The organism is Rahnella selenatireducens (assembly GCF_046449555.1).
GTDB lineage: Bacteria > Pseudomonadota > Gammaproteobacteria > Enterobacterales > Enterobacteriaceae > Rahnella > Rahnella selenatireducens.
The window spans coordinates 244,952-269,694 of the sequence record NZ_JBKEZJ010000006.1; the positions used below are offsets into that span (position 1 = coordinate 244,952).

Consider the following 24,743-nt stretch of genomic DNA (forward strand, 5'->3'; position numbering starts at 1 on the left):
GGGATAACGATATCTTGCGAGACCGCTCACAAATAATCATTGTGAATCTTTATCTGATTCGATGTGAGCATTAGAGTGCACCTGTCCCTCACTTTTTAGTGCAGAGCCCTGCGCCGAGAAGATCAAACAAGGTCAGACGGAGAGTTTTATGGAATTCCTCTACACCCTCTTTACCGTATTTTTTAATCAGGTAATGACCAACGCGCCGTTATTGCTGGGGCTTGTCACCCTGCTCGGTTACATCCTGCTCAGAAAGAGCGCGACGGTTATCATCAAAGGCACCATCAAAACCATCATCGGTTTTATGTTATTGCAGGCGGGATCCGGCATTTTGACCGGCACATTTAAACCTGTGGTGGCAAAACTTTCTGAGGTCTACGGCATTAACGGTGCCATTTCAGATACCTACGCGTCAATGATGGCGACGGTAGAACGCATGGGTGATGCCTACAGTTGGGTCGGTTATGCGGTGCTTATCGCGCTCGCGCTGAACATCCTGATGGTGGTTTTCCGCCGTATTACCGGTATCCGCACCATCATGCTGACGGGCCACATCATGTTCCAGCAGGCGGGTCTTATCGCCGTCTTCTTCTTCATCATTGGCTGGCCAATGTGGACCACCATCTGGTCGACGGCGATTTTGGTTTCGCTGTACTGGGGGATCACCTCCAACATGATGTACAAACCGACGCAGTCCGTAACGGAAAACAGTGGTTTTTCTATCGGGCACCAGCAGCAGTTTGCGTCATGGATTGCCTACAAAATCGCACCGTATCTCGGTAAGAAAGAGGACAGCGTTGAAGACCTCAAACTGCCCGGCTGGCTGAATATTTTCCACGACAATATCGTTTCTACCGCCATCGTGATGACCGTGTTCTTCGGCATTATCCTCTGCTCGTTTGGCCTCGATACGTTGCAGAAAATGGCCGGTAAAACGCACTGGACGATTTACATCCTGCAAACCGGCCTGATGTTTGCGGTTGCCATTTTCATCATCATTCAGGGCGTGCGTATGTTCGTCGCTGAACTGACCGAAGCCTTTAACGGGATCTCCCAACGCTTAATTCCTGGTGCTGTTCTGGCGATCGACTGCGCGGCGATTTACAGCTTCGCGCCAAATGCGGTGGTCTGGGGCTTTATGTGGGGCACCATCGGCCAGCTGATAGCCGTCGCCATTCTGTTTGGCATGGGTTCTTCCATCATGATCATTCCCGGCTTTATCCCGATGTTCTTCTCCAACGCCACCATCGGCGTATTCGCGAATCACTTCGGTGGCTGGCGCGCCGCGCTGAAAATCTGTCTGGTGATGGGGATGATCGAAATCTTCGGCTGCGTCTGGGCTATCAAACTGACCGGCCTCAGCGCCTGGATGGGCATGGCCGACTGGTCAATTCTGGCGCCGCCAATGATGCAGGGATTCTTTAGCGTTGGCATGGCCTTCATGGGCGTGATTGCCGTGATCGCAGTGCTGTATATGTTCTTCGCCGGTCGCACGCTTCGTGCCGAAGAAGATGCAGAAAAACAAGCTCTTAATGAGTCCACTACTCACTAATCAACGAGGTTCCCATGACAGTACGAATTCTGGCAGTTTGCGGTTGCGGGCAAGGCAGTTCGATGATCATGAAGATGAAAATCGGGCAGTTTCTGACACAGGAAGGCGTGGATCACACCATGAACAGCTGCGCGGTCGGTGAGTACAAATCTGAGCTTAGCGGCGCGGACATTATCGTCGCGTCCACGCACGTCGCCGACGAAATCACCGTCAGCGGCAACAAATACGTCGTCGGTGTACGCAACATGCTTTCGGCGGCGGATTTCGGCCCGAAAGTCATGGAAGTCATTAATGCTCACTTCCCGACCTCACTGAAAAAGTAAGGAGCGCGCGATGAAACTGCGAGATTCGCTGGCCGAGAATAACTCGATCTGTCTGAACGCGGAGGCAGAAACCTGGCAGGAAGCGGTCAAAATTGGCGTCGATATGCTGGTCGCCGCTGATGTCGTCGAGCCACGTTATTACCAGGCAATTCTGGATGGTGTTGAGCGTTTTGGACCTTATTTCGTGATTGCGCCGGGTCTGGCAATGCCACATGGCCGCCCGGAAGAGGGCGTCAAAAAAACCGGTTTTGCGCTGGTCACGCTGAAAAAGCCGCTGGTGTTTAACCATGAAGATAACGATCCGGTGGATATCTTGATCACGCTCGCCGCCGTGGATGCCAACGCGCATCAGGAAGTGGGCATCATGCAGGTCGTGAACCTGTTTGATGATGAAGCCAACTTCGACCGCCTGCGCGCCTGTACCACCGCTCAGCAGGTACTGGATTTAATCGACCTGACATCCGCTTCGGCGGCTTATTGATTCATTATTTAGTCATCAGAGAAGGAATTCACTATGTCTCACTCATTACCGATGTTGCAGGTTGCACTGGATAACCAGTCCATGGACGACGCTTACAAAACTACGCGCCTGATTGCCAACGAAGTCGACATTATCGAAGTCGGCACCATCCTGTGCGTGGCCGAAGGTGTGCGCGCGGTGCGTGACCTGAAAGCGCTTTATCCGGAAAAAATCGTGCTGGCTGACGCCAAAATTGCCGACGCGGGCAAAATCCTTTCGCGCATGTGTTTTGAAGCCAACGCCGACTGGGTCACCGTGATTTGCTGCGCCGATATCAACACCACCAAAGGCGCGCTGGACGTGGCGAAAGAATTTGGCGGCGACGTGCAGATTGAACTGACCGGTTACTGGACGTGGGAACAGGCGAAAGAATGGCATGACGCGGGCATTCAGCAGGTGGTTTATCACCGCAGTCGCGACGCCCAGGCCGCCGGTGTGGCGTGGAGCGACGCCGATATTACGGCAATTAAACGCCTTTCGGATATGGGCTTTAAAGTCACCATCACCGGCGGTCTGGCGCTGGAAGACTTACCGCTGTTCAAAGACATTCCGGTACACGTTTTCATCGCAGGACGCAGTATCCGTGACGCCAAAGACCCGGTAGATGCGGCGCGTCAGTTCAAAAAATCCATCAGCCAGCTCTGGGGCTAAGGAAAATCGCATGATGCATAAAGCCGTTCCACTCGGGATCTATGAAAAAGCTTTGCCTGCGGGCGAAGACTGGCTGATGCGCCTGACGCTGGCGAAAGAGCTGGGTTTTGATTTCGTCGAAATGTCGGTCGATGAAACCGATAGCCGGTTGGCGCGGCTTGACTGGTCACGCGAGCAACGTTTGCTGGTTGTCGATGCGATTTCTCGCACCGGCATCCGCATTCCGTCGATGTGCCTGAGCGCACACAGGCGTTTTCCGCTGGGCTCTGAAGACGATGACACCCGTAATCAGGGGCTGGAAATCATGCGTAAAGCCATCGTGCTGGCGCAGGATTTAGGCATTCGCGTCATTCAGCTCGCCGGTTATGACGTCTATTACCAGCAGGCCAACGATCATACCCGTGAGCGTTTCCGTGCCGGTTTACAGGAATCCGTCGAAATGGCCAGCCGGGCGCAGGTCACGCTGGCGATGGAAATCATGGATTACCCGCTGATGAATTCGATCAGCAAAGCGTTGGGATATACGCATTACCTGAATAACCCGTGGTTCCAGCTGTATCCGGACATCGGCAATTTATCCGCCTGGGACAACGACGTGCAGATGGAACTGGCGAGCGGCGCCGGGCACATCGTCGCAGTACATATTAAAGATACGCAGCCGGGCGTATTTAAAAACGTCCCCTTTGGCAGTGGCGTCGTGGAATTTGAGCGCTGTTTCGAAACGTTGCAAAAAAGCGGCTATCGCGGGCCATATCTCATCGAAATGTGGAGTGAGACCGCGGCCGACCCGATGCAGGAAGTCCGCAATGCGCGCGCGTGGGTGGTGGAAAAAATGCAGAAAGCCGGGCTGGATATGGGAGAAGTCGCATGACGGAATCACTGAAACAGCGTGTCTTTGACGCCAATATGGCGCTGCCGGCTTACGGTCTGGTGACCTTCACCTGGGGCAACGTCAGCGGCATCGACCGCGAGCGCGGGCTGGTGGTCATCAAGCCGAGCGGTGTGGAATACGAAAAAATGCAGGCCAGCGATATGGTGGTCGTGAATTTGCGCGGTGACGTGGTGGAAGGGCGTTACAGACCGTCATCGGATACCGCGACGCATCTTGAGCTTTATGCCCGTTTCCCTGAACTCGGCGGTATCGTTCACACCCATTCGACGCATGCGACATCGTGGGCGCAGGCCGGGGTTGCCATTCCCGCGTTAGGCACCACGCATGCAGATTATTTCGCGGGCGCTATTCCGTGCACACGTCCGCTGTCGCGTGAAGAAGTGGCCGGTGAATACGAACTGGAAACCGGCAAGGTGATCGCTCAAACACTGCAAGGCATCAACCCGATGCACATGCCCGGTATTTTGGTGGCGCAGCATGGCCCGTTCTGCTGGGGAACCACGCCGGAGCTGGCGGTGCATAACGCCGTTGTGCTGGAAGAAGTCGCAAAAATGGCGTGGATCACCGGCACGTTGCAACGCTCGCAGCATCCGATGGATGATTATCTGCTCCACAAACACTTCAGCCGCAAACACGGGCCGGACGCCTATTACGGGCAGAAATAGAAAAGCATTACATAAATTCTGAATCGCCAGGCAAATCCCCTCCCATCCCCCCCTTCGCAGGGGGAGGCGCATAAAGCCCGATCAGCTCCATGCCTTTCGCAGGGAGGCGCAAAAAAACTCGATCAGCTCCCTCCCCTGCGAAGGGGAGGGTTGGGGTGGGGTATTAACGGCATCTCCGCCCATGCCGAAACTCCCTCAGACATGATTTTATGCATTTTTTGCCGTTCAGGCAGTGAGCATTTTTTCGGCATTGGGTTTATACATAAGTGTGTAGAGATCACACTTTTGCCCTTCATACTTCAAGTTGCAGGTGCGTAGGCTGCTCTTACTCACACGAATCACTTACCTGTGTAAGCTCATCGGGATTCGTTCGTTTGCCGCCTTCCTGCATCTCGAATTATTTTGGGTAAATCACATTTGCATTTTTTCTCACGGAAACGTTCCGTCCCCACTGACAGAAAAGAGACTGCCCTATGTCGAAAATCACGCTCAAGCAGGATGTTTTTTTGGCGGCACTAACCCGCCAGTGGCAAGCGTTTGGACTTACATCAGCCAGGGACATGACCCGGCATCAATGGTGGCACGCGGTCAGCGCCGCCGTGGCTGAGCAACTCCCGCCGCAAAATGAGTCCGTGAGCAGTAAAAGTAAAAAGATCACCCGTCACGTTAACTACATATCGATGGAATTTCTGGTCGGGCGCCTGACCGGTAATAACCTGATTAATCTCGGCTGGTACGAAAAAGTTGCCAGCGCGCTTGAGCAGTTTGATATCAACCTGACAGACCTGCTTGAAGAAGAAATCGATCCGGCGCTCGGTAATGGCGGGCTCGGGCGTCTGGCGGCCTGCTATCTCGATGCGATGGCGTCGGTCGGACAACCGGGCACCGGTTATGGCCTGAACTATCAGTACGGTTTATTCCGTCAGCGTTTTGTCGATGGCAAACAAAAAGAGTCGCCGGATGACTGGCACCGCAGTGAATATCCGTGGTTTCGACATAACAGTTCGCTGGCGGTGAATGTTGGCATTGCCGGGAAAATTGTGAAAAACGAACAGGGCGTTTCCCGCTGGGAACCCGAATTTACGCTGCGCGGCGAAGCTTGGGATTTACCGGTGATGGGCTATCGCAACGGAATTACGCAGCCGCTGCGTTTATGGGAAGCCACGCATCCACACCCGTTTGATCTCGAAAAATTCAATGACGGCGAGTTTCTCAAAGCCGAGCAGCAGGGAATTGATGCGGCCAAACTCACCAAAGTGCTGTATCCGAATGACAACCATCAGGCCGGTAAACGCCTGCGCCTGATGCAGCAATATTTCCAGTGCGCCTGTTCGGTGGCAGATATTTTACGGCGTCATCATTTCCTTGGCCGCAAAATCAGTGAGCTGCCGGATTACGAAGTGATTCAGCTCAACGATACCCATCCGACCATCGCGATCCCGGAAATGCTGCGTGTTCTGATCGACGAACATCAGCTGAGCTGGAACGATGCCTGGCATATCACCAGCCGCACGTTTGCGTATACCAACCACACGTTAATGCCGGAAGCGCTGGAAACCTGGGACGAAAGTCTGGTGCGCAGCCTGCTGCCGAGACATTTTCAAATCATTAAACAAATCAACGCCAACTTCAAAAAGCTGGTCAGCAAAACCTGGCCGGGCGATGAGGCGGTTTGGGCGAAACTGGCCGTGCATCACGACAAACAGGTAAGGATGGCGAACCTCTGTGTGGTGGCCGGTTTTGCGGTAAACGGGGTGGCGGCGCTGCATTCTGATCTGGTGGTCAAAGATCTGTTCCCGGAATATCACCAGCTCTGGCCGGAAAAATTCCACAACGTCACCAACGGCATCACACCGCGCCGCTGGCTGAAACAGTGTAATCCGGCGCTTTCCGCGCTGATTGATGAACGCCTGAAAACGGATTCCTGGGTGAATAATCTGGATCTGCTGAAAGGTCTGGAAGACGGCGTTAAAGATAAAAAATTCTGTAAGCATTACCGCAAAATCAAGCACGACAACAAAGTCCGGCTGGCGGAATACGTCTGGCATCGCATGGGCATCAGGCTCAATCCGGATGCCATTTTCGATTTACAAATTAAGCGCCTGCACGAATACAAACGTCAGCATCTCAATTTGCTGCACATTCTTTCACTTTATCGCCAGATCCGCGACAACCCGAAACTCGATATCGTGCCGCGCGTTTTCCTGTTTGGTGCCAAAGCGGCGCCGGGGTATTACCTGGCGAAAAATATCATTTATGCGATCAATCAGGTCGCGGAGAAGATCAACAACGATCCGATCGTGGCCGATCGAATCAAAGTGGTGTTTATCCCGGATTATTGCGTGTCGGTAGCGGAACTGATGATCCCGGCGGCGGACGTTTCCGAGCAGATTTCAACGGCGGGTAAAGAAGCGTCGGGCACCGGCAACATGAAACTGGCGCTTAACGGCGCGCTGACCGTTGGCACGCTGGACGGTGCGAATGTCGAGATTGCCGAACAGGTGGGTGAAGACAATATTTTCATCTTTGGCCTGACCGTTGATGAAGTGAAAGCCGAGCTGAAGAAAGGCTATAAGCCGAAAGCTGTGGTGAAAAAAGACAAACATCTCAATGCGATCCTCGATGAACTGGCCAGCGGTTTTTATGCCAACGGTGATAAAAAGGCTTTCGATCTGATGCTCAACAGCCTGCTCGATGGCGGCGATCCGTATCTGGTTCTGGCGGATTTTGCGGCCTATTGCGAAGCGCAAAAAGAGGTCGATAAATTGTACCGCAACGCTGACGAATGGACGCGCCGCACGCTGCTTAACACTGCGCGCGTCGGGATGTTCAGTGCCGATCGTTCAATCCGCGATTACCAGCAACGCATCTGGCAGGCAAAACGTTAGGAGCAGGCATGGAGGATAAGCAACTTGTTGAGGCTTCGCGTCGGGCAGGTATTTTAGACAGCTTTATCAATATGTCGGATGAAGTGGAAACGGTGTCCAACGAAACGCGGGCATCGCTGCTGGCGGCCATGGGGCGTGATCCGAAATTTGTGCCCGAGGTCACGCCTTTGCCTGCGGTAAAAGTATTCACCGAAGGCAAAAAAGTGCTGCTGGCCCCGGAGGGTAGCGGCGGATTCGACTGGCAGTTCACGCTTGAAAACGGCGACCAGACGGAAGGAACCGTTGAGGTTGGTAAAGTTCTGAATCTCAGTGCCGGATTGCCAACGGGCTATCACCAGCTGACATTATCGCAAAAAGACAAAATCTGGTCGTGCCGGATTATTGTTGTGCCGCCACGCTGTTATGAGCCGCCCGCGCTGCTGGCAGGTAAAAAACTATGGGGTGCAACGATTCAGTTGTATACGTTGCGGTCGGAAAATAACTGGGGCGTCGGCGATTTTGGCGACCTGAAAAAAATGGTGGAAGAAGTTGGCCAACGCGGCGGCGCGTTCGTCGGGCTGAACCCGATACACGCGCTGTATCCGGCCAATCCTCTCAGCGCCAGCCCGTACAGCCCGTCATCACGACGCTGGCTGAATCTGGCGTACATCGACGTGAATGCGGTGGAAGAATTTACTGCCAGCGATGTAGCGCAAAGCTGGTGGCATTCCATCGAAACGCACGATGCGTTGTTGCAGGCGCGTAGCACTGAGTTTGTCGATTATCCGCTGGTGATGCGGCTGAAACTAAATGCGCTGAAACTGGCGTGGCCGCTCTTTGGTGAACTGCCGGAAGCCAGCCAGCGCAAGCGGGATTTCCGTCGTTTTGTGCTGCTGGGTGGCGAAAGTCTGCGCCAGCAGGCGCTGTTCGATGCGCTGCATGTTCATCTGCGGGACTTAGATCTGGGATTGTGGGGCTGGCCGGTATGGCCCGATGCGTATCGTGACGCCAAAGGGGCGGATGTGGCGGAATTCGGCCAGCATTATGCCGGTGAAATTGAGTTCTACCAGTGGCTGCAATGGCTGGCGCATACGCAATTTTCAGCGTGTTATCAGCGCAGTGTGGAGCTGGAGATGCCGCTGGGTTTGTACCGTGATCTGGCGGTCGGTGTGGCGGAAGGTGGTGCGGAAACCTGGTCAGATCCGTCGTTGTATTGTCTGAATGCGACAATTGGCGCGCCGCCGGATATTTTGGGGCCGCAGGGGCAAAAATGGGGCCTTCCGCCCATTGATCCTCACGAAATGAAAGCCCGTGCCTATCAGCCGTTTATCGATTTGCTACGTGCAAATATGGCGGAATGCGGGGCTTTACGCATCGACCATGTGATGGGACTGCTGCGTCTGTGGTGGATCCCGTTTGACGAAGAGGCGGGCAACGGCGCGTATGTCCGTTATCCGCTGGAAGACCTGCTCGGCATACTGGCGCTGGAAAGCCAGCGGCATCAGTGCATGGTGATCGGTGAAGATCTGGGGACTGTGCCGAAAGAGATTGTCGCCAGCCTGCGTGAAAGCGGCGTCTATTCCTACAAAGTGCTGTATTTCGAGCACGATAAAACCTTCACATACCGGCCGCCTGAAAACTATGTCGTTCAGGCGATGGCGACGGTCACCACGCATGATTTACCGACCTTGCGCGGCTACTGGGAAGGCGGGGATTTAACGCTGGGTGCCACGCTGGGCATCTATCCGGATCCTCAGGTGCTGGAAAATCTGCGTGCCGAACGCGAGCGCAGCAAACAGGGGTTGCTGGATGCATTGCATCTGACGCATTGCGTGCCAAAATCCACCGGACATACGGCGGAAAAAATGCCGATGACGCCTGTGCTGAACCGGGGATTACAGCGTTATCTGGCAGACAGCGCCAGTGCGCTGCTCGGGCTGCAACCGGAAGACTGGCTGGATATGTCGACGCCGGTTAACGTGCCCGGCACGAATACTGAATATCCCAACTGGCGGCGAAAACTGACGCACACGCTGGAAGCGTTGTTCAGCGATGAGCATATTAATCTGCTGCTGGCGGATTTGAACCGGCGACGGTTGGCGACTTCTGAGTCGTCTGCTAAACCCCCTCCCAACCTCCCCCTTCGCAGGGGGAGGAGCTAAAAACCAAACCTCAAAGGGAGCTTCGGGCGGCTCCCTCCCCTACGAAGGGGAGGGTTGGGGTGGGGTATTAATGGCGGCACCCGTATTCAAACCATAAAAAAAGCACCCAACGGAAGGGTGCTTTTTACATTCTGTCTGATCAACGGTTAATCAGTAGAAAGAGTGCTCGCCGCGCTGGTGTTCGGTCAGATCGCGAACGCCTTTCAGTTCCGGGAAGTTTTGCAGCAGTTCTTTCTCGATGCCATCTTTCAGGGTGACATCAATCATAGAACAACCGTTACAACCGCCACCGAACTGGAGAATAGCGATGCCGTCGTCGGTGATTTCCATCAGGGAAACGCGACCACCGTGGCTGGCCAGCTGTGGGTTAATTTGTGACTGCAACTGATATTCAACACGTTCCATCAGCGGCGCATCGTCAGACACTTTACGCATTTTGGCGTTAGGCGCTTTCAGCGTGAGCTGGGAACCGAGCTGATCGGTAACAAAGTCGATCACCGCGTCCTGTAAATATGGCGCGCTGAGTTCATCGATGAAAGCGGACAGTTTCTCGAACTTCAGTTCGGTATCCGTCGCTTCCACGGCGTCAGGTGGGCAATAGGAGACACCGCATTCAGCGGTTGGCGTACCGGGATTGATCACGAATACGCGGATTTGGGTGCCTTCTTCCTGGCTTGCCAGCAATTTGGCAAAGTGCTCTTGGGCAGCATCGGTAATAAGGATCATAACATTCGCTCAATAGTTGACTACTCTAGTTGGTTATAATACGCCCTTTGTTTTTACCCGTCACCCTTCGCGTTGCCAGAGTGTTAGCAGCACGTGCTCACGTCTGTAATGTCCGGCAGATGCACGCGATTTGCACTGAAGCAACACCCTGATTGGTGAGCATTTTGCTGATTTCCCGCACCGTGCTGCCGGTGGTGACCACATCATCAAGCAGCATCACGTTTTTACCGCGCAAATCAGCATGGCAGGTAAAGGCTTTACGCAGATTCCACTTTCTTTCCCGCTCGCTCAGGCTTTGCTGCGGCACGGTGCACCGGTCGCGGCTCAGGGTGTACGGGCGGTATTCGCAACGCAGCCAGCGAGCCAGCGGCCGGGCGAGTAATTCACTCTGATTGTAGCCTCTGGAGAAATAGCGTTTCTGATGCAGCGGCACGCTGAGGATGATATCCGGGCGCGGCAGATTGCCGGACCGCCAGCGCGCCAGCCAGCGCAGGAGAAACAGGCGCGCGAGCGTGGTATCCAGCTCGGGAAGATGGGCGAATTTTAGCCGCAGCACCAGCCCGCTGACCGGCGGTTCATACGGGCTGGCGAAAACCAGCGCGTTCCACGGCGGCGGTTTCAGCAGGCAGCGCCCGCAATCGAGATTGCCTCCGGCGCTGGGTAATCCGCAGCGCGGGCAACAGGGGGGGGTGGCGGGCAGATGTTTGAGACACAGACTGCAAATGCCCTGTACCGCCAGATGAAGCGGACACTGACATAGCCAACAGCGGCTGGCAATTGTTAGCATAGCGGCGGGTTCCTTTTGCCATTTTTATGGATTGAACAATCAGACTGAAACGGACAATACGCTATGAATGAGCTTTACCGGGAGACAATCGGCGAAGGAGATCGCCATCTTGTGCTGCTTCACGGATGGGGATTGAACGCAGAAGTCTGGCGTTACACGGCGGAGCGACTTGCGCCGCATTTTTGTCTGCATCTGGTGGATTTGCCGGGCTATGGCCGCAGTGAAAACTTTGGTGCAATGACGCTGGCAGAGATGGCCGGAATCGTACTCGACGGCGCACCGGAAAAAGCGTCGTGGATGGGCTGGTCTCTGGGGGGACTGGTTGCCAGCCAGATTGCCCTGAGCGCACCGCAGCGGGTAGAAAAACTGATTACCGTGTCTTCCTCACCGTGTTTTGCCGCGCAGGAAAACTGGCCGGGGATCCGCCCCGATGTGCTGCACGGTTTTCAGCATCAGCTGAGTGAGGATTTTCAGCGCACCGTGGAACGTTTTCTGGCATTGCAAACATTGGGCAGCGACAGTGCGCGGCAGGATGCGCGGTTGCTGAAAGCCGTCGTGCTGGGGCAGCCGATGCCTTCTGTGGACGTGCTGAACGGCGGGCTGGAGATTTTACGGCAGGTCGATTTACGCCAGCCGATGGCGGCGCTGAACGTTCCGCTGTTACGGATTTACGGCGCGCTGGACGGGCTGGTACCGAGGAAAATTGTGCCGTTGCTGGATACGTTGCTGCCGGGTTCTCGTTCGGAAATCATTGAAAAAGCGGCCCATGCGCCTTTTATTTCCCATCCTGAAAAGTTTTGTGAAATTGTCGAACGCTTTCTGATTTCAGACTGAAAACCAATGTAAAAATATTTGTCTAATTTCTGGCTAATTCCCAAGGGTGATTAATACTTAAGCCGATGATGACGGGGTAAGGCTGGCGTGAGTTTTTACGTGTACCTGTTTGCGTCTCTGGGGAGTTTACTGGCGTTTAACCATGAAGGTCATGCCAGCGCAAATGTACCTGCTGTTCATATCTTGACTGCTTTCTTTGAAAATTATTCATCCAATTTAGAGGTAATGTCATGAAATCAAATAAAATTATTATTGCTGCCGTTCTGGCCGGTTTCTTCTCGGTCAACGCGATGGCCGCCGATCTGATTACGAAAGAAGAAGCGAAAGAAAAAGGCTATACCAGCCTGGGCGTCGTCACGACAACCAATGAATACACTGCGCCGATGGATGCCCGTGAAGAACTGGCAAAACTGGCGGATGAAAAGGGCGGCAAATACTTTGTGATTATCGCCGCTCAGGAGAAGAGAAAAATCAGCGCAACGGCTGAAGTGTTCAAATAATCTCTTCTTTATCCTGAAAAATCCGGGGGATGCCTGCGCGCATCCCTTTTTATTTTCTCTAATTCTGCGTCATCTCACTTTTCAATTTTACTATCTTCCTGATTTTAAAGAATTCTCTTGAATCATTACTCTGAGAGTAACGAAGTGTCTGTCCGCTTAATTGATAGGATGGGCGAAGATTCCTACACTTAGCAGGCTACTTAAACAGGTCAAATGTGATGCAACCGCCACTTGACTGAACTTCCCACCGTTCTCTTTGTTTCATCACGCCGGGAAAAATTCAGCAAGCTCAACCCAGGGAGGTTTGGCATGCCGCAACATCCGCAGACCACGAAAGCGTGGGACACCCGCCGCAATGAAAAACAACGGCGTATCGACAGTGTCCGTTCCGTGGCCGAGGGTAAAGTATTACCCACAGATAAAATCATTCCTGTCCTCGAAACGCTGATTGCCTCCGGTGACCGCGTGGTGATGGAAGGTAACAACCAAAAACAAGCTGACTTCCTTTCCCGCTCACTGGCGAAAGTGAACCCTCAAAAACTGCATGATTTGCACATGATCATGCCAAGCGTCAGCCGCGCAGAACATCTGGATCTCTTCGAGCGTGGCATTGCCCGTAAGCTCGATTTCGCCTTCTCCGGGCCGCAAAGTCTGCGCATCGCGCAGCTGCTGGAAGATGGTCAGATGGAAATCGGCGCGATCCATACCTACATCGAACTGTATTCCCGTCTTTACGTCGATCTGGTGCCGAATATTGCCCTGATCGCCGGCTTCAAGGCTGACCGCAAAGGTAACCTTTATACCGGCGCAAGCACCGAAGATACGCCGGCGCTGGTCGAAGCCGCAGCCTTCAAAAACGGCATCGTCATCGCTCAGGTTAACGAACTGGTTGACGAAGAAACCGATCTGCCGCGCGTTGATATTCCGGGCGACTGGATTGATTTCGTGGTCGTCGCCGACAAGCCATTCTTCATTGAACCACTGTTCACCCGCGACCCGCGTCTGATTAAACCGGTTCACGTGCTGATGGCGATGATGGCGATCAAAGGCATTTACGCCAAACACAACGTGCAGTCGCTGAACCACGGCATCGGGTTTAACACCGCGGCAATCGAACTGCTGTTGCCAACTTACGGCGAACAGCTCGGCCTGCGCGGCAAGATCTGTAAACACTGGACGCTTAACCCGCATCCGACGCTGATCCCGGCTATTGAAAGCGGCTGGGTCGACACCGTTCACTGCTTCGGCGGCGAACTCGGGATGGAAGAGTATATCCGCGCCCGTCCGGACGTGTTCTTCACCGGCTCTGACGGTTCCATGCGTTCCAACCGCGCGTTCTGCCAGCTGGCAGGTCAGTACGCGGTGGATATGTTCATCGGTTCCACCTTGCAGGTCGATGGTCTGGCGAACTCCTCAACCGTGACCCGTGGCCGTCTGGCCGGTTTCGGTGGCGCACCGAACATGGGGCATGACCCGCACGGACGCCGTCACTCAACGCCTGCGTGGCTCGACATGATTGAAGAGCCGGATCCAATGGCACGCGGTAAAAAACTGGTCGTGCAGATGGTGGAAACCTTCCAGGCCGGTGGTAAACCGACGTTCGTTGAAAAACTGGAAGCGGTCGATGTGGGTAAAGAATCCGGGATGCCGCTGGCGCCTGTGATGATTTACGGCGACGACGTCACGCACGTGCTGACCGAAGAAGGGATTGCGTATCTGTACCGCGCCCGTTCTCTGGAAGAACGCCGCGCGATGGTCGCAGCGGTTGCCGGTATCACTGACATCGGTCTGGGCGTTGACGCCAAACGCGTTGCCGATCTGCGCCGTCAGGAGCTGGTGGTCTTCCCGGAAGACATGGGCATTCGCCGCACTGATGCAACCCGTTCATTACTGGCGGCTGGCAGCGTGAGCGAGCTGGTTGACTGGTCCGGCGGTTTGTATAACCCGCCAGCCAAATTCCGTAGCTGGTAATTGATGATGCCGCAGACTTTAACGATTGGCGCTGTACTCACAGCGCAAGAGCTGGCCGAAAGGCTGGCAGACACGGCGACGCAGGCGCTGATCGACGAAGCGCGGCTTAGCCCGAAACCGGGGCTGGTGGACAGCCGGAGTTCCGGCGCTCATCAGGATTTGACGTTAGACCTGATGGTGCGTTCGGCACGCAGTCTGACCCCGACTTTTTATGCGCTGGCGTTACACAGCTGGCAGCGCCCGGCGGATATCGCCCTGCGTCAGGAAGTCGGTCGTCTGGGCCGTGCAGGTGAAGCACAAATGATGGCAGAAACCGGCGGAGTGAATACTCACCGGGGCGCTATCTGGGCGATGGGGTTGCTGGTCAGCGCCGTTGCCATGCAGCCGGAAAATCTGATCCCGCAGCACATTGCACAACGTGCCGCGAAAATCGCGAAATTACCCGACGCCTTCAGCCCGAAAAAATTCAGTAAAGGTTCGCACGCCGTGCAGCGTTATCAGGTGTCCGGTGCCCGCGAAGAGGCGCAGAGCGGCTTCCCGCACATTCTCGATTGTGCGTTGCCGCAGCTTCATCACAGCCGCATGCGCGGTGCCAGCGAAAGCGAAGCACAGGTCGATGCGTTACTGGCGGTGATGGCCCAGCTTTCCGATACCTGCGTGTTATCGCGCGGCGGATTACCGGCGCTGGAAGCCATGCATCAGGGCGCGCAGGCCGTGCTGGATGCAGGCGGACTTCAGACGTGCGCAGGCAAACAACGGCTGCACCATCTGGAACAGCGGATGCTGGCCGATAACACATCGCCCGGCGGTGCCGCCGATTTACTGGCTGCCACCCTGTTTCTCGACCGCGTCAGCGTGGCCTGACTGAACCGGATACGAATTAACTAACATCAGTACAAAGAGGTGTTATGGAACGTTTTGAATTTAACTACCCGGCGGCAAAAGCGCTGCCAGGCCGCGCCGAAGCTGGCGTAGTGGGTTCCGGCGATTTAGAAGCGCTGTATGAACCCAAAGCAGAAGCTGAGCTGAAAATTATTGTCACGACCTCCGTCGATGGCAGCCACAGCCTGTGGCAGCACTTTTTCGACCGTCTGAACGCCCTGCGCGAATTACCGGCAGGCCGTCTGGACATTAATGATTTTGGCGCCACACCAGGGGTTGCCCGTCTGCGTATCGAACAGGTCTTTGAGGAGGCTGAAAATGCCAACTGATACTGATCAGAGCTTTATCGAACTGAGCGCCCGTCAGCGCGCCCGCAAATTGCTGGACGCCGGGACTTTCCGCGAACTGCTGGGGCCGTTCGAACGCATTATGTCGCCGTGGCTGGAACCGCAGGGCATCGTCCCGCAGGCCGATGACGGCATGGTTGTGGCGAAAGGCCAGATCAACGGCCAGCCCGCAGTAGTCGTCGCGATTGAAGGCAGCTTCCAGGGCGGCAGCATGGGCGAAGTGTCCGGTGCCAAAATGGCCGCTGCGTTGGAAATGGCAGCTGAAGATAACCGTAACGGCACCCCGACTCAGGCAGTCCTTCTGCTCGAAACCGGTGGTGTGCGTTTGCAGGAAGCCAATCTGGGCCTAGCGGCTATCGCCGATATTCACGCCGCCATCGTTGATTTACGCCGCTACACGCCGGTGATTGGCGTTGTTGCGGGCACCGTCGGTTGTTTCGGCGGGATGTCTATCGCTGCCGCTTTGTGCAGCTACCTGATTGTCACCCGTGAAGCGCGTCTGGGCCTGAACGGTCCGCAGGTTATCGAACAGGAAGCCGGTATCGACGAATACGATTCCCGCGACCGTCCGTTTATCTGGAGCATGACCGGTGGCGAGGTGCGTTATCACAGCGGTTTTGTGGATGCGCTGGTCAAAGACTCCCTTGCACAAGTGAAAGACAACGTGCTCGCCTTCATCAAAAAAGGCGTTCCGGCGACACATCGTTCTGATAATTATGATTATTACCTGCCAAAACTGACCGGTTTTGACACCGCGCAGCAGGCCAGCCGCGAAGTAACGGAAGCCCTGTTTAACCGGGAGGATCGCGCATGAGCAACGTAGAAAGCAACACCGTCAGCCGGGGTGATTACTGGTTTGCCGAACTGACCAAAGAGGCTACTCCGGTCAGCGGTCTTTGCCCTTCGGTGAAAGCCGCCGATGGCAAACTCAACGATCAGGCTGTCCGTTTCATTACGGTCGTGCCGGATAAAAATAATCAGTATCCGCGCGCAGCGGGCGGTGAAGTCGGTCTGCTGGAAGGCTGGACGCTGGCAAAAGTCGTTAACGATGCTATTGCCGCTGATGCAAACTCCGACACTAAACGCGCCATCGTGGCAGTGATTGATGTGCCAAGTCAGGCTTATGGCCGTCGCGAAGAAGCGTTTGGTATTCATCAGGCGCTGGCCGGTGCTGCAGGCGCTTACGCTAAAGCCCGTCTGGCCGGACATCCGGTGGTCGGTCTGATTGTGGGTAAAGCGATGTCCGGTGCGTTTCTGGCGCACGGTTATCAGGCCAACAAGCTGATCGCCTTCAAAAACAACGGGGTCATGATCCATGCGATGGGGAAAGAATCCGCCGCACGCATCACGTTACGCTCTGTGGATGCGCTGGAAAAACTGGCTGCCACCATCCCGCCGATGGCTTACGACATCGAAAACTACGCCACTCTGGGGCTGTTGTCGCAACTACTCGACATCGCTAACCCGGACAGCGCAACCCCCGACGACATCACGCGCGTACAAAGCGCGGTATGGCAAAACATCCAGGACGCTCGCAAAGAAGGCGTTAGCCTCAGCAATCGTCTGGGTGCAGAAAATCGCGCAAGTTCGCAGCGCGTTCGCCAGCAGATGCGTCAGGAATGGTAATTCGTTAACAACTTTCAGTCTCAACCGGTAACGCACCTGCAAACAGCGTGACGCAGCCGCATTTGCAGGTTCCCGCCCCTGGCGTTCAGGGGCGAGGGCCTGCTGTTGTCTGCAACTGGACTGTCATACTAAAAAAACCATCGCACCGGCGCCGACTGAGCATTCATACTTTGCCTCAGGAAAAACGCTATGACTTATGTAATATTGCACGCGCTTGCCCCTATTTTCGTCATCATGATCCTCGGTTTTTATGCCGGGAAAGCGAAAATGGTGGATAACCAGAATGTCTCTTTACTTAATATTTTCGTGATGGATTTTGCTTTACCCGCTGCGCTGTTTGCAGCAACCGTACAAACGCCGTGGGCCGGCATTGTTGAACAATCACCGCTGATTCTGGTGCTGGTTCTGGCGATGTGGATCACCTACGCTGCGATTTACTTTATTTGCACCAAAGTATTTAAGAAATCTCCGCAGGATGCTGCCGTTTTGACGCTGACTGTGGCGCTGCCAAACTACGCGGCGCTCGGCCTGCCGATTCTGAGCAGTGTTCTGGGTGATGCGCCGTCAACATCATTGTCCGTGGCGGTGTCGATCGCCTGTGGTTCCGTGCTGATGACACCGTTCTGCCTGCTGATTCTGGAACGTGAGAAAGCGCGTCTGAGCGGCGAAAATCAGGGTTCATCTCTGGCGCTGTTGCCGGTTCTGATGTGGCGTTCAGTGAAGAAACCGATCGTCTGGGCACCGCTTCTGGGTGTGATTCTGGCGGCATTTGGCATTAAAATGCCGGAGATCTTCCTGGCCTCAATCAAACCGCTGGGCCTGTCAGCGACCGCATCTGCGCTGTTCCTGACCGGTGTTATCCTGTCAGCCCGTAAGCTGAAAATTAACGGTCCGGTGTTGTTGTCCTGTGTCGCGAAAAACCTGGTTCAACCGTTTATCGCCTGGGGGCTGGTTCTGGCATTCGGCCTGAGTGGTCAGGTGGCGGTAACCGCAATCCTGATGATTGCGCTGTCTGCCGGTTTCTTCGGTATCGTGTTCGGCAACCGTTTCGGCGTTCAGTCTCCGGATGCAGAAGCTTCACTGCTGATCAGTTCCGTGTTGTGTATTGTGACACTGCCGCTGTTCATTTCACTGACGGCTGCACTTCACTGATAAGACAGGATTTATAAAGATGTCCGACCCGCACCCCCATGATTTTATCTGGATTAGCGACCGTTCTGCGCTGGAAAGCGACAACGTTTTACCCGACTGGGTCAACAGCAGCTGGCGCACCGCGCTTCCGCTGGTGGTCCGTCGCGACCAGCGTGCGGACGGGGCCATTCCGGTTGGGGTCCGCGGGCTGACCCGCATTCAGCGTGCGGCGGCCTGGGTGAGCCCGGCCGCTGTGGTGCGGGTTGTCACGCCGGAATCGCTGGTCAGTGACGTCAATGCGCTTTTGCAATCCCCGTTTGTTTCACAGCAACCGGTGCAGGCATTGATTATGTTAAGCAGTCTGCAATTGCCTTTCCCGTGGGGCGTGACAGGCAGTTGCGCGTTTGCGCTGGCCAGTGATATTCCTGTTATGCATGCTGACAGCGATCTGGATTTGCTGGTGCGCTGCGATTCTCCGGCGACACCCGCGCAGTTTCTCGATTTTTACGACCAGCTTCAGCGGCTTCCGTGCCGTGCCGATGTTCAGATCAATACGCCGCAAGGGGGATTTGCCCTCAGCGAATGGTTGCGCGGCGGTGATGTGATGCTGAAAACCGCGACCGGCCCGTTCCGGGTGCGTGATCCGTGGCAATCGCTGACAGGCTGATGTCTGGCAAAAGAAGCAAGGAGCACGATGAAAATCTTATTTACCTTCCCCGGTCAGGGCCCGCAGGTGCCGCAAATGCTGCACAACTTGCCCGATAATCCCCTGACACATTCCCTGATTGAACAGGCGAGCCTGGCACTTGGCGAAGATGTACTCCTCCTTGATAACGCCGACGCTTTTCATTCCACCCGCGCGGTCCAGCTCTGTCTGCTGATTGCCGGTGTCGTTTGGGCAAAACAATGCCAGGCCGAAGGCATCGACGCTGATTTTTGCAGCGGGCTGTCGATCGGGGCCTTTCCTGCTGCCGTCATCGCGGGGGCGCTGGAATTTTCCGATGCTGTAAAACTGGTTGCCCTGCGCGGCGAGCTAATGCAACAGGCTTATCCGCAAGGCTTTGGCCTTTCTGCTATCACCGGCCTGCGTCAGACGCAAATTGAAGCGCTGGTGGCGCAGGTTAACAGTGACGCACTCCCTGTGTATCTGGCGAATATCAATGCGGAAGATCAGCTGGTTATCGCGGGCAGCGATGCCGCTATGAAGCAGGTGATGCAGCTTGCGAAAGAGCAGGGCGCGCAGAAAACTCACCGGCTGGCGGTCACGGTGCCGTCGCATTGCGCGCTGCTTGATGAACCCGCCGCGAAACTGGTTAAAGCCTTTGAACAGGTGAATATTTCCCGCCCGGTTTGCGGTTATCTCAGCGGAACCACCGGGCGCGTTTACTGGCAGCCGGAGAAAATCGCTGATGATCTGGCGATGAACATGGCGCGCACCGTGAACTGGCGCGACGCCATGGTGGCGGCTTATCAGCGAGACGTCCGTCTGGCACTCGAAATGCCGCCCGGCTGTGTGCTGACAGGCCTGACAAAACGCGCCATGGATCAGGGCGAAGCGCTGTCCGTATGCCAGTCCGGTATGCATGTTGCGGGACGTCTCGCAGCGCGGTTACGTGAAAACGAGCGTTAGAAATTAGTGTAATAGGTTGGCGCAGCTACGGAATAAAAGCCTTTCCTGAGTGAAAGGCTTTTTTGTTTTTATCCACGGATGACACAAGGATGTTAACTGCATGCCAGTGATTTTGCGCTTCAAAAACTACCGTTTTTTCTTTTATTCCAATGAAGGAAACCCTCTGGAACCCGGCCACATTCATGTAAGATCGGATCAGAAAGAAGCCAAAATGTGGCTTTCTCCCGTGACGATTTGTCGCCAGACAGGTTTTTCGACACGAGAGATTAAGGAGATTATTACGTTAACTCACATTTATCAGCGTGTATTTCAAGGAGCATGGAATGACTATTTCGCCTAAAAGCGTTCGTTTTGATGAAGGTACGATGTGGGTAAGCCTGGAAGACGGGCAGATTTTTCCTGTGGCGTTAGCGCAGTTTCCGGTCTTGTTGAATGCAACGCAGCAGCAGCGTGAGAAATACGAAATCAGTGCTTATGGTTTGCATTGGGAAGATCTGGATGAGGACATTGCAATCGAGGGCTTGCTGATGGGAAAGCAGGTCGTTAAACCCGCCATCTCTCCCGTTGATTCAACGCTTTCTGCTCGCTAGCGCATACATCCGGCTTTCAGCCGCCAGCGCGAGTAAATTCGGATCGTGTTCGCGGCTGTGCGGAAACACCAGCGCGATGGTCTGGCGCATCTGATAGGCTTCGGCCAGCGGCAAAAGTCTGACCGTATTTTCATATACCCCTTTCATCCTGCCCGGGATTAACGTGTACCCGACGCCCGCCTGCACCAGACTCAGCATCGAGAAAATATCGTTCACACGGGTGACGATATCCGGTTCGAAACCGGCCACCTGAAAGGCTTCCTGAAATCCGTGATAGGTCGCGAAACCTTCCGCCAGCGAGACAAATTTCTTCTGTTTGAAATCGCGCAAATCGGCGGTGCCTTCACATGCCAGATCGGAACTGGCGGGTGCGGCGAGGAAGATATCGTCCTGAAATAGCGGCAACTGGTCGTAACGCTGGGCATCGACGCTGGAATCGCTGGTGGAAATCAGAATCGCATCCAGCTGTCCGTCCTCCAGCTTTTGCAGCAGGTCGTTGTTCGAGCCCATCACCAGTTCCAGTTCAAGCTCGGGACGCCGCATTTTCAGCCCCATGATTAAACGGGGAATGGTTTCCAGCGTCAGCGAATAGAGCGTGCCGACTTTAAGCCGTTTATCACCAAAACCGGCGGCGCGCTGCGTGGCTAAAATACCGTGTTCCATCTGCTCGATGACCTGGGTCGCGTGTTCCAGCAATGCCTCGGCGGCAGGCAGCGGCAGCAGGTTGCGTCCGCGATGGATAAACAGCGGACAGCGCAAACCCTCTTCCAGCGAATGCAGGGCGCGATGCACGCTGACGCTGCTCAGGCCGAGTTGTTCGGCGGCGCGGGTGATGTTTTGCTTTTCCATGTAGGCGAGGAAAATTTCAAGTTTACGGAAGGTAATTTCACTGTCGATCATGCAGGCTCCTGCGGCGCATTCATGGCCGTTGCGACCTGTGGATGATAGCTGAATAGCCGCGGCGCGACTATTCAGTAAGGGCGAAAGTCGGCGTCAGTTAATGAGCGTGTAGGAAACCGTCAGGCATTTTTTGCCGTCGGCGCAGCTTTTACAGCTGCCGCTCAGGCAGCTGTCATCGGCGTCGACCGTTTTCGCTTTTCGCATGGCGACCAGCCTTTCGAGCATCGCCTCAATCAGTGGTTGAGGCGTATTCAGCTGGCGGCTGAGCTGGCGGGCATCTGCCCGCCCGGCCAGCGCAAGGCTGTCGCGTACCTGAATCAGACTGGCCATCATTTCTCCTAGTGGCAATCGCTGCCGGTGGCGGGTTCACAACAGGCCGCCACGTTGCGCGGTTGCAGATGAACGCTGACGCGGCTGCGCGCTTTGCGCAGGCTGGTGAGCACCACGGCGTTGAAGATTAGCACGATCAATATGATGAGTGCGCTGTGCCCCGGATGATCGCTGAACGTAGCGGCCTGATAGAACAGCGTAGCCAGCGAGTAGGCAACATTCAGCCCCCAGAAAATGGAGAATGTCATCCAGCTGCGGCTGGTTTCGCGGGCGATTGCGCCCATTACGGAAACACAAGGCACGTAAAGCAGCACGAAAATCAGATAGCTGTAAGCGGAAATCGCTGAGCCAAATTTCGTGCTCATCACGCCCATTGAGCTGACGCCCATTTCGCCGTCGCCCTTACTGGCTTCGATCGGGTTAGAAAGTACGCTGATGCTGAAGGTATCTTTCAGGCCCTGCCAGGTTTGCTGAACCGCGCCGTTCAGTTCGCCTAACAGGTTGAAATTCGCAGCATCAAACTCTTCATTGGTGATGTGTTCGGCGGTGTACAGGGTATTCAGGGTTCCGACGACGACTTCTTTCGCCATCGCCCCGGTGACCAGCCCGACGGTGGCCTGCCAGTTATCCGGATGAACGCCCATCGGGATAAGAACCGGTGTCAGCACTTTACTCACCGACGCCAGCGCTGAGTCATTAATGTTATCGACCGCCTGACCGCTGAAGGAGAAGCTGTTCAGCGCTCCGATGAAAATACTGGCGACCACGATGACTTTACCGGCACGCAGCACGAAACCTTTCAGACGCTGCCAGGTTTGCAGCAGCAGGCTTTTCAGATGCGGAACGTGATACACCGGCAGTTCCATCACAAACGGAGACGCTTCGCCGCGCATGATGGTGTATTTCAGCAAAAGCCCGGTCAGGATCGCGACGACAATACCCAGCAGATACAGCGAGAAGACGATGGACGCGCCGTCCTGCCCGAAGAAGGCGGCTGAGAAAACGGCGAAAATCGCCAGACGCGCACCGCAGGACATAAACGGTGCCATCATGACGGTGATCAGACGTTCACGTGGGGCATCCAGCGTGCGGGCACCCATAATCGACGGCACGTTACAGCCGAAACCGACAATCAGCGGCACGAAAGATTTGCCGGGCAGGCCGAGTGATTGCATCAGGCGATCCATCACAAATGCGGCGCGCGCCATGTAACCTGAATCCTCAAGGAAAGAGAGGAACAGGTACATCATGCCGATTTGCGGAACCAGCGGCAGAACGGTGTTGATACCGCCGCCAATGCCCTGCGCAAGGAAAATCGTCAGCCACTGCGGGAAGTGCAGCGTAAAGCCAATCCACTGCATGCCCTGAATGAAAATGGCTGCGGATCCGATATCAAAAATCGGTTGCAGCGCGCCGCCGATGTTAATCGCCAGCACGAACATCAGGTACATCACCAGCAGGAAAATCGGTACGCCGAGGAAGCGGTTGAGGATCACGCGGTCGAGCACCTGCGTCAGTTTATTTGGCGCGGTGAGGTGTGAATTACTGACCGCCGCGCACAGGGACGCAATGCTCTGATAGCGCGCATCGGCAATCAGCAGGGCAGGGTCAGTCAGGTCTTGCTGCGCCAGACGCGCTTTTACTTCCTGTAATAACGCCTGCGCGTTGCCCGCATGAGTCTGGCTGTAAATATCCCCTTCGAGAATCTGCAGCGCCAGCCAGCGGCGTTGCTGCATCGCCATGTTTTCCGGCATGGCGGTGGCCAGCACATCCACTTCCTGTTGCAGAACCGGATGATAGGTCACGCGTTCGAGTTTTTCGACCTGCGGGATCGTATCAATCGCGGCTTTCAGTTCTTTGATACCGCTGGCGCGGGTGGAAACCAGCGCGACGACCGGGCAGCCCAGACGGGCAGACAGCGCCGGGATATCAATATTGATGTTCTGGATTTTGGCGATGTCGAGCATATTGAGTGCGACGATGCAGGGAACGCCGAGCTCAAGCAGTTGTAAGGTCAGATACAGGTTGCGTTCAAGGTTTGAGGCATCAACCACGTTGATCATCAGATCCGCGTCGCCGCTCAGAATGTAATGACAGGCAATTTGTTCATCGAGCGAGGTTTGCTCGGAAATGGTCGTCAGGGAATACGTGCCAGGTAAATCCACCAGCGTGACCTGATGGTCTTCTGTGGAGAAGTGGCCTTCTTTGCGTTCAACGGTCACGCCAGCCCAGTTGCCGACGCGCTGGCGGGAACCGGTCAGCTGATTAAAAAGCGTCGTTTTACCTGAGTTGGGGTTACCAATCAGGCCGATAGTTAATGGTTTCATACGTTAAGGTCTACGTGTGAGAAAGGGAAAACGCGGGGAGTCAAAGCGGCCCGCCCCAAAAAAAGGTCAACATGACAACGCGGCATGATGCTTAAGATCAGGCCATCATCTCGAGCATGAGCAAATCGAGGTCTTTCTTTCTGACCACAAGGCTGGTGCGGCGGGTTTCGATTTGTACCGGGTCACCCATCGGTGCGACGCGGATGATATTGAAGAATGACCCCGGCAGCATGCCCAGTGAGAGCAATTTCTGGCGGTAGGCCGGGCTAATCTCATGGGAAAAGCCGGTGATTTTATAAGCACATTTTGATTTGAGTTGCATAGTTTCCTCGCGAAGCGATCCGGTAAATGTAGAGACGGCGGCAGGAGAGTTAAAGGTCCTGCAATGCCGCGCTTCCTTGCCCGGTGTTCCCACTTAACAGCGATTAGTGTGGCAAAAAGAATTGCTCAGAAATTGTCCCTGGTGCGAAGTTGTCAGCCTGAAACTGGCGGCGTAGCGAATACGCAAAGAAGTACAAACGAAAATAGTT

The 24,743-nt window shown here is 55.0% G+C and carries 26 protein-coding genes; 20 read left to right on the forward strand and 6 right to left on the reverse strand.

Annotation, left to right across the window (positions count from 1 at the left end; translation table 11 throughout):
* Positions 1 to 148 precede the first annotated feature (148 nt).
* The 8 genes from ulaA to malQ all read left to right on the forward strand — a co-directional run bounded on the left by ulaA (position 149) and on the right by malQ (position 9,632).
* The gene (gene ulaA, locus ACLBVC_RS12545) at positions 149 to 1,552 is read left to right on the forward strand and encodes a PTS ascorbate transporter subunit IIC (RefSeq protein WP_410149869.1); all 1,404 of its coding nucleotides are present in this window, start codon (positions 149 to 151) and stop codon (positions 1,550 to 1,552) included.
* Positions 1,553 to 1,566: 14 nt separating this feature from the next.
* A complete protein-coding gene (gene ulaB / locus ACLBVC_RS12550; protein WP_104923679.1) occupies positions 1,567 to 1,875 on the forward strand; it encodes a PTS ascorbate transporter subunit IIB in 309 nt (102 codons plus the stop codon).
* A 10-nt stretch (positions 1,876 to 1,885) separates the two neighbouring features.
* A complete protein-coding gene (gene ulaC / locus ACLBVC_RS12555; RefSeq protein ID WP_410149870.1) occupies positions 1,886 to 2,356 on the forward strand; it encodes a PTS ascorbate transporter subunit IIA in 471 nt (156 codons plus the stop codon).
* Between the two features lie 33 nt (positions 2,357 to 2,389).
* A complete protein-coding gene (locus tag ACLBVC_RS12560; protein WP_195825386.1) occupies positions 2,390 to 3,046 on the forward strand; it encodes a 3-keto-L-gulonate-6-phosphate decarboxylase UlaD in 657 nt (218 codons plus the stop codon).
* Positions 3,047 to 3,056: 10 nt separating this feature from the next.
* A complete protein-coding gene (locus ACLBVC_RS12565) occupies positions 3,057 to 3,917 on the forward strand; it encodes an L-ribulose-5-phosphate 3-epimerase (protein WP_410149871.1) in 861 nt (286 codons plus the stop codon).
* Positions 3,914 to 4,603, forward strand: a complete 690-nt coding sequence (locus tag ACLBVC_RS12570) for an L-ribulose-5-phosphate 4-epimerase (RefSeq protein WP_410149872.1) — start codon at positions 3,914 to 3,916, stop codon at positions 4,601 to 4,603. Before ACLBVC_RS12565 ends, ACLBVC_RS12570 begins: the two co-directional genes overlap by 4 nt.
* 473 nt (positions 4,604 to 5,076) lie before the next feature.
* The gene (malP, locus tag ACLBVC_RS12575) at positions 5,077 to 7,491 is read left to right on the forward strand and encodes a maltodextrin phosphorylase (protein WP_410149873.1); all 2,415 of its coding nucleotides are present in this window, start codon (positions 5,077 to 5,079) and stop codon (positions 7,489 to 7,491) included.
* 8 nt (positions 7,492 to 7,499) lie between these two features.
* Positions 7,500 to 9,632, forward strand: a complete 2,133-nt coding sequence (malQ, locus tag ACLBVC_RS12580; protein WP_410149874.1) for a 4-alpha-glucanotransferase — start codon at positions 7,500 to 7,502, stop codon at positions 9,630 to 9,632.
* A gap of 150 nt (positions 9,633 to 9,782) precedes the next feature.
* On the opposite strand, the gene nfuA is transcribed toward malQ, so the two are convergent.
* Both nfuA and gntX read right to left on the reverse strand, forming a co-directional pair.
* The gene (nfuA, locus tag ACLBVC_RS12585) at positions 9,783 to 10,358 is read right to left on the reverse strand and encodes a Fe-S biogenesis protein NfuA (protein ID WP_013573573.1); all 576 of its coding nucleotides are present in this window, start codon (positions 10,356 to 10,358) and stop codon (positions 9,783 to 9,785) included.
* A 97-nt stretch (positions 10,359 to 10,455) separates the two neighbouring features.
* Positions 10,456 to 11,145 carry a DNA utilization protein GntX gene (gene gntX, locus ACLBVC_RS12590; protein WP_410149875.1) on the reverse strand — a complete coding sequence of 230 codons (690 nt, stop codon included), beginning with the start codon at positions 11,143 to 11,145 and terminating at the stop codon, positions 10,456 to 10,458.
* A gap of 63 nt (positions 11,146 to 11,208) precedes the next feature.
* Between gntX and bioH the strand changes: the two genes are divergently transcribed.
* From bioH to ACLBVC_RS12650, 12 genes are all read left to right on the forward strand, one after another.
* Complete coding sequence (gene bioH / locus ACLBVC_RS12595; protein ID WP_410149876.1) at positions 11,209 to 11,979, forward strand: pimeloyl-ACP methyl ester esterase BioH; 771 nt, start codon at positions 11,209 to 11,211, stop codon at positions 11,977 to 11,979.
* 230 nt (positions 11,980 to 12,209) lie between these two features.
* Positions 12,210 to 12,479 carry a YdgH/BhsA/McbA-like domain containing protein gene (locus tag ACLBVC_RS12600; protein WP_410149877.1) on the forward strand — a complete coding sequence of 90 codons (270 nt, stop codon included), beginning with the start codon at positions 12,210 to 12,212 and terminating at the stop codon, positions 12,477 to 12,479.
* A 309-nt stretch (positions 12,480 to 12,788) separates the two neighbouring features.
* Positions 12,789 to 14,450, forward strand: coding sequence for a malonate decarboxylase subunit alpha (gene mdcA / locus ACLBVC_RS12605; RefSeq protein ID WP_410149878.1), 1,662 nt, complete (start codon positions 12,789 to 12,791; stop codon positions 14,448 to 14,450).
* 6 nt (positions 14,451 to 14,456) lie between these two features.
* Positions 14,457 to 15,314 (forward strand): triphosphoribosyl-dephospho-CoA synthase, encoded by an 858-nt coding sequence (locus ACLBVC_RS12610; RefSeq protein WP_410149879.1) that lies wholly within the window; start codon positions 14,457 to 14,459, stop codon positions 15,312 to 15,314.
* Positions 15,315 to 15,358: 44 nt separating this feature from the next.
* Entirely contained in the window at positions 15,359 to 15,661 is a 303-nt protein-coding gene (locus tag ACLBVC_RS12615; protein ID WP_410149880.1) for a malonate decarboxylase subunit delta, read from the forward strand.
* On the forward strand, positions 15,651 to 16,493 hold the full coding sequence (locus tag ACLBVC_RS12620) for a biotin-independent malonate decarboxylase subunit beta (RefSeq protein ID WP_410149881.1): 843 nt from the start codon (positions 15,651 to 15,653) through the stop codon (positions 16,491 to 16,493). Before ACLBVC_RS12615 ends, ACLBVC_RS12620 begins: the two co-directional genes overlap by 11 nt.
* Positions 16,490 to 17,305 (forward strand): biotin-independent malonate decarboxylase subunit gamma, encoded by an 816-nt coding sequence (gene mdcE / locus ACLBVC_RS12625; protein ID WP_195825394.1) that lies wholly within the window; start codon positions 16,490 to 16,492, stop codon positions 17,303 to 17,305. The genes ACLBVC_RS12620 and mdcE overlap by 4 nt, the downstream gene beginning before the upstream one ends.
* A gap of 189 nt (positions 17,306 to 17,494) precedes the next feature.
* On the forward strand, positions 17,495 to 18,457 hold the full coding sequence (locus tag ACLBVC_RS12630) for an AEC family transporter (protein ID WP_195814772.1): 963 nt from the start codon (positions 17,495 to 17,497) through the stop codon (positions 18,455 to 18,457).
* Between the two features lie 19 nt (positions 18,458 to 18,476).
* Positions 18,477 to 19,103: a malonate decarboxylase holo-ACP synthase gene (locus tag ACLBVC_RS12635; protein WP_410149882.1), complete on the forward strand. Its 627-nt coding sequence runs from the start codon at positions 18,477 to 18,479 to the stop codon at positions 19,101 to 19,103.
* A gap of 27 nt (positions 19,104 to 19,130) precedes the next feature.
* Positions 19,131 to 20,066 carry a malonate decarboxylase subunit epsilon gene (gene mdcH, locus ACLBVC_RS12640; protein ID WP_410149883.1) on the forward strand — a complete coding sequence of 312 codons (936 nt, stop codon included), beginning with the start codon at positions 19,131 to 19,133 and terminating at the stop codon, positions 20,064 to 20,066.
* 100 nt (positions 20,067 to 20,166) lie between these two features.
* Complete coding sequence (locus tag ACLBVC_RS12645) at positions 20,167 to 20,406, forward strand: DUF4160 domain-containing protein (protein WP_410149884.1); 240 nt, start codon at positions 20,167 to 20,169, stop codon at positions 20,404 to 20,406.
* Positions 20,390 to 20,656 carry a DUF2442 domain-containing protein gene (locus ACLBVC_RS12650; protein ID WP_410149885.1) on the forward strand — a complete coding sequence of 89 codons (267 nt, stop codon included), beginning with the start codon at positions 20,390 to 20,392 and terminating at the stop codon, positions 20,654 to 20,656. The genes ACLBVC_RS12645 and ACLBVC_RS12650 overlap by 17 nt, the downstream gene beginning before the upstream one ends.
* Here ACLBVC_RS12650 and ACLBVC_RS12655 read toward each other — a convergent pair.
* The 4 genes from ACLBVC_RS12655 to feoA form a co-directional block, all read right to left on the reverse strand.
* Complete coding sequence (locus ACLBVC_RS12655; protein WP_195825399.1) at positions 20,636 to 21,556, reverse strand: LysR family transcriptional regulator; 921 nt, start codon at positions 21,554 to 21,556, stop codon at positions 20,636 to 20,638. The two genes, ACLBVC_RS12650 and ACLBVC_RS12655, sit on opposite strands and share 21 nt — an antisense overlap.
* A 93-nt stretch (positions 21,557 to 21,649) precedes the next feature.
* A complete protein-coding gene (locus ACLBVC_RS12660) occupies positions 21,650 to 21,886 on the reverse strand; it encodes a FeoC-like transcriptional regulator (RefSeq protein ID WP_195814766.1) in 237 nt (78 codons plus the stop codon).
* 8 nt (positions 21,887 to 21,894) lie between these two features.
* Positions 21,895 to 24,213 (reverse strand): Fe(2+) transporter permease subunit FeoB, encoded by a 2,319-nt coding sequence (gene feoB / locus ACLBVC_RS12665; protein ID WP_410149886.1) that lies wholly within the window; start codon positions 24,211 to 24,213, stop codon positions 21,895 to 21,897.
* A 97-nt stretch (positions 24,214 to 24,310) separates the two neighbouring features.
* Entirely contained in the window at positions 24,311 to 24,535 is a 225-nt protein-coding gene (gene feoA, locus ACLBVC_RS12670) for a ferrous iron transporter A (protein WP_104923656.1), read from the reverse strand.
* Positions 24,536 to 24,743 lie beyond the last annotated feature (208 nt).

Excerpts from the sequence above, each read along its gene's own strand:
- feoA (WP_104923656.1), bottom strand. The coding sequence starts at position 24,535 with ATGCAACTCAAATCAAAATGTGCTTATAAAATCACCGGCTTTTCCCAT.
- ulaC (WP_410149870.1), top strand. The coding sequence starts at position 1,886 with ATGAAACTGCGAGATTCGCTGGCCGAGAATAACTCGATCTGTCTGAAC.
- ACLBVC_RS12635 (WP_410149882.1), top strand. The coding sequence starts at position 18,477 with ATGTCCGACCCGCACCCCCATGATTTTATCTGGATTAGCGACCGTTCT.
- mdcA (WP_410149878.1), top strand. The coding sequence starts at position 12,789 with ATGCCGCAACATCCGCAGACCACGAAAGCGTGGGACACCCGCCGCAAT.
- ACLBVC_RS12560 (WP_195825386.1), top strand. The coding sequence starts at position 2,390 with ATGTCTCACTCATTACCGATGTTGCAGGTTGCACTGGATAACCAGTCC.
- ACLBVC_RS12620 (WP_410149881.1), top strand. The coding sequence starts at position 15,651 with ATGCCAACTGATACTGATCAGAGCTTTATCGAACTGAGCGCCCGTCAG.
- ACLBVC_RS12570 (WP_410149872.1), top strand. The coding sequence starts at position 3,914 with ATGACGGAATCACTGAAACAGCGTGTCTTTGACGCCAATATGGCGCTG.
- bioH (WP_410149876.1), top strand. The coding sequence starts at position 11,209 with ATGAATGAGCTTTACCGGGAGACAATCGGCGAAGGAGATCGCCATCTT.
- ACLBVC_RS12610 (WP_410149879.1), top strand. The coding sequence starts at position 14,457 with ATGCCGCAGACTTTAACGATTGGCGCTGTACTCACAGCGCAAGAGCTG.
- ACLBVC_RS12655 (WP_195825399.1), bottom strand. The coding sequence starts at position 21,556 with ATGATCGACAGTGAAATTACCTTCCGTAAACTTGAAATTTTCCTCGCC.
- ACLBVC_RS12650 (WP_410149885.1), top strand. The coding sequence starts at position 20,390 with ATGACTATTTCGCCTAAAAGCGTTCGTTTTGATGAAGGTACGATGTGG.
- malQ (WP_410149874.1), top strand. The coding sequence starts at position 7,500 with ATGGAGGATAAGCAACTTGTTGAGGCTTCGCGTCGGGCAGGTATTTTA.
- ulaA (WP_410149869.1), top strand. The coding sequence starts at position 149 with ATGGAATTCCTCTACACCCTCTTTACCGTATTTTTTAATCAGGTAATG.
- mdcH (WP_410149883.1), top strand. The coding sequence starts at position 19,131 with ATGAAAATCTTATTTACCTTCCCCGGTCAGGGCCCGCAGGTGCCGCAA.
- gntX (WP_410149875.1), bottom strand. The coding sequence starts at position 11,145 with ATGCTAACAATTGCCAGCCGCTGTTGGCTATGTCAGTGTCCGCTTCAT.
- ACLBVC_RS12600 (WP_410149877.1), top strand. The coding sequence starts at position 12,210 with ATGAAATCAAATAAAATTATTATTGCTGCCGTTCTGGCCGGTTTCTTC.
- ACLBVC_RS12615 (WP_410149880.1), top strand. The coding sequence starts at position 15,359 with ATGGAACGTTTTGAATTTAACTACCCGGCGGCAAAAGCGCTGCCAGGC.
- ACLBVC_RS12565 (WP_410149871.1), top strand. The coding sequence starts at position 3,057 with ATGATGCATAAAGCCGTTCCACTCGGGATCTATGAAAAAGCTTTGCCT.
- ulaB (WP_104923679.1), top strand. The coding sequence starts at position 1,567 with ATGACAGTACGAATTCTGGCAGTTTGCGGTTGCGGGCAAGGCAGTTCG.
- ACLBVC_RS12660 (WP_195814766.1), bottom strand. The coding sequence starts at position 21,886 with ATGGCCAGTCTGATTCAGGTACGCGACAGCCTTGCGCTGGCCGGGCGG.
- ACLBVC_RS12630 (WP_195814772.1), top strand. The coding sequence starts at position 17,495 with ATGACTTATGTAATATTGCACGCGCTTGCCCCTATTTTCGTCATCATG.
- feoB (WP_410149886.1), bottom strand. The coding sequence starts at position 24,213 with ATGAAACCATTAACTATCGGCCTGATTGGTAACCCCAACTCAGGTAAA.
- malP (WP_410149873.1), top strand. The coding sequence starts at position 5,077 with ATGTCGAAAATCACGCTCAAGCAGGATGTTTTTTTGGCGGCACTAACC.
- ACLBVC_RS12645 (WP_410149884.1), top strand. The coding sequence starts at position 20,167 with ATGCCAGTGATTTTGCGCTTCAAAAACTACCGTTTTTTCTTTTATTCC.
- nfuA (WP_013573573.1), bottom strand. The coding sequence starts at position 10,358 with ATGATCCTTATTACCGATGCTGCCCAAGAGCACTTTGCCAAATTGCTG.
- mdcE (WP_195825394.1), top strand. The coding sequence starts at position 16,490 with ATGAGCAACGTAGAAAGCAACACCGTCAGCCGGGGTGATTACTGGTTT.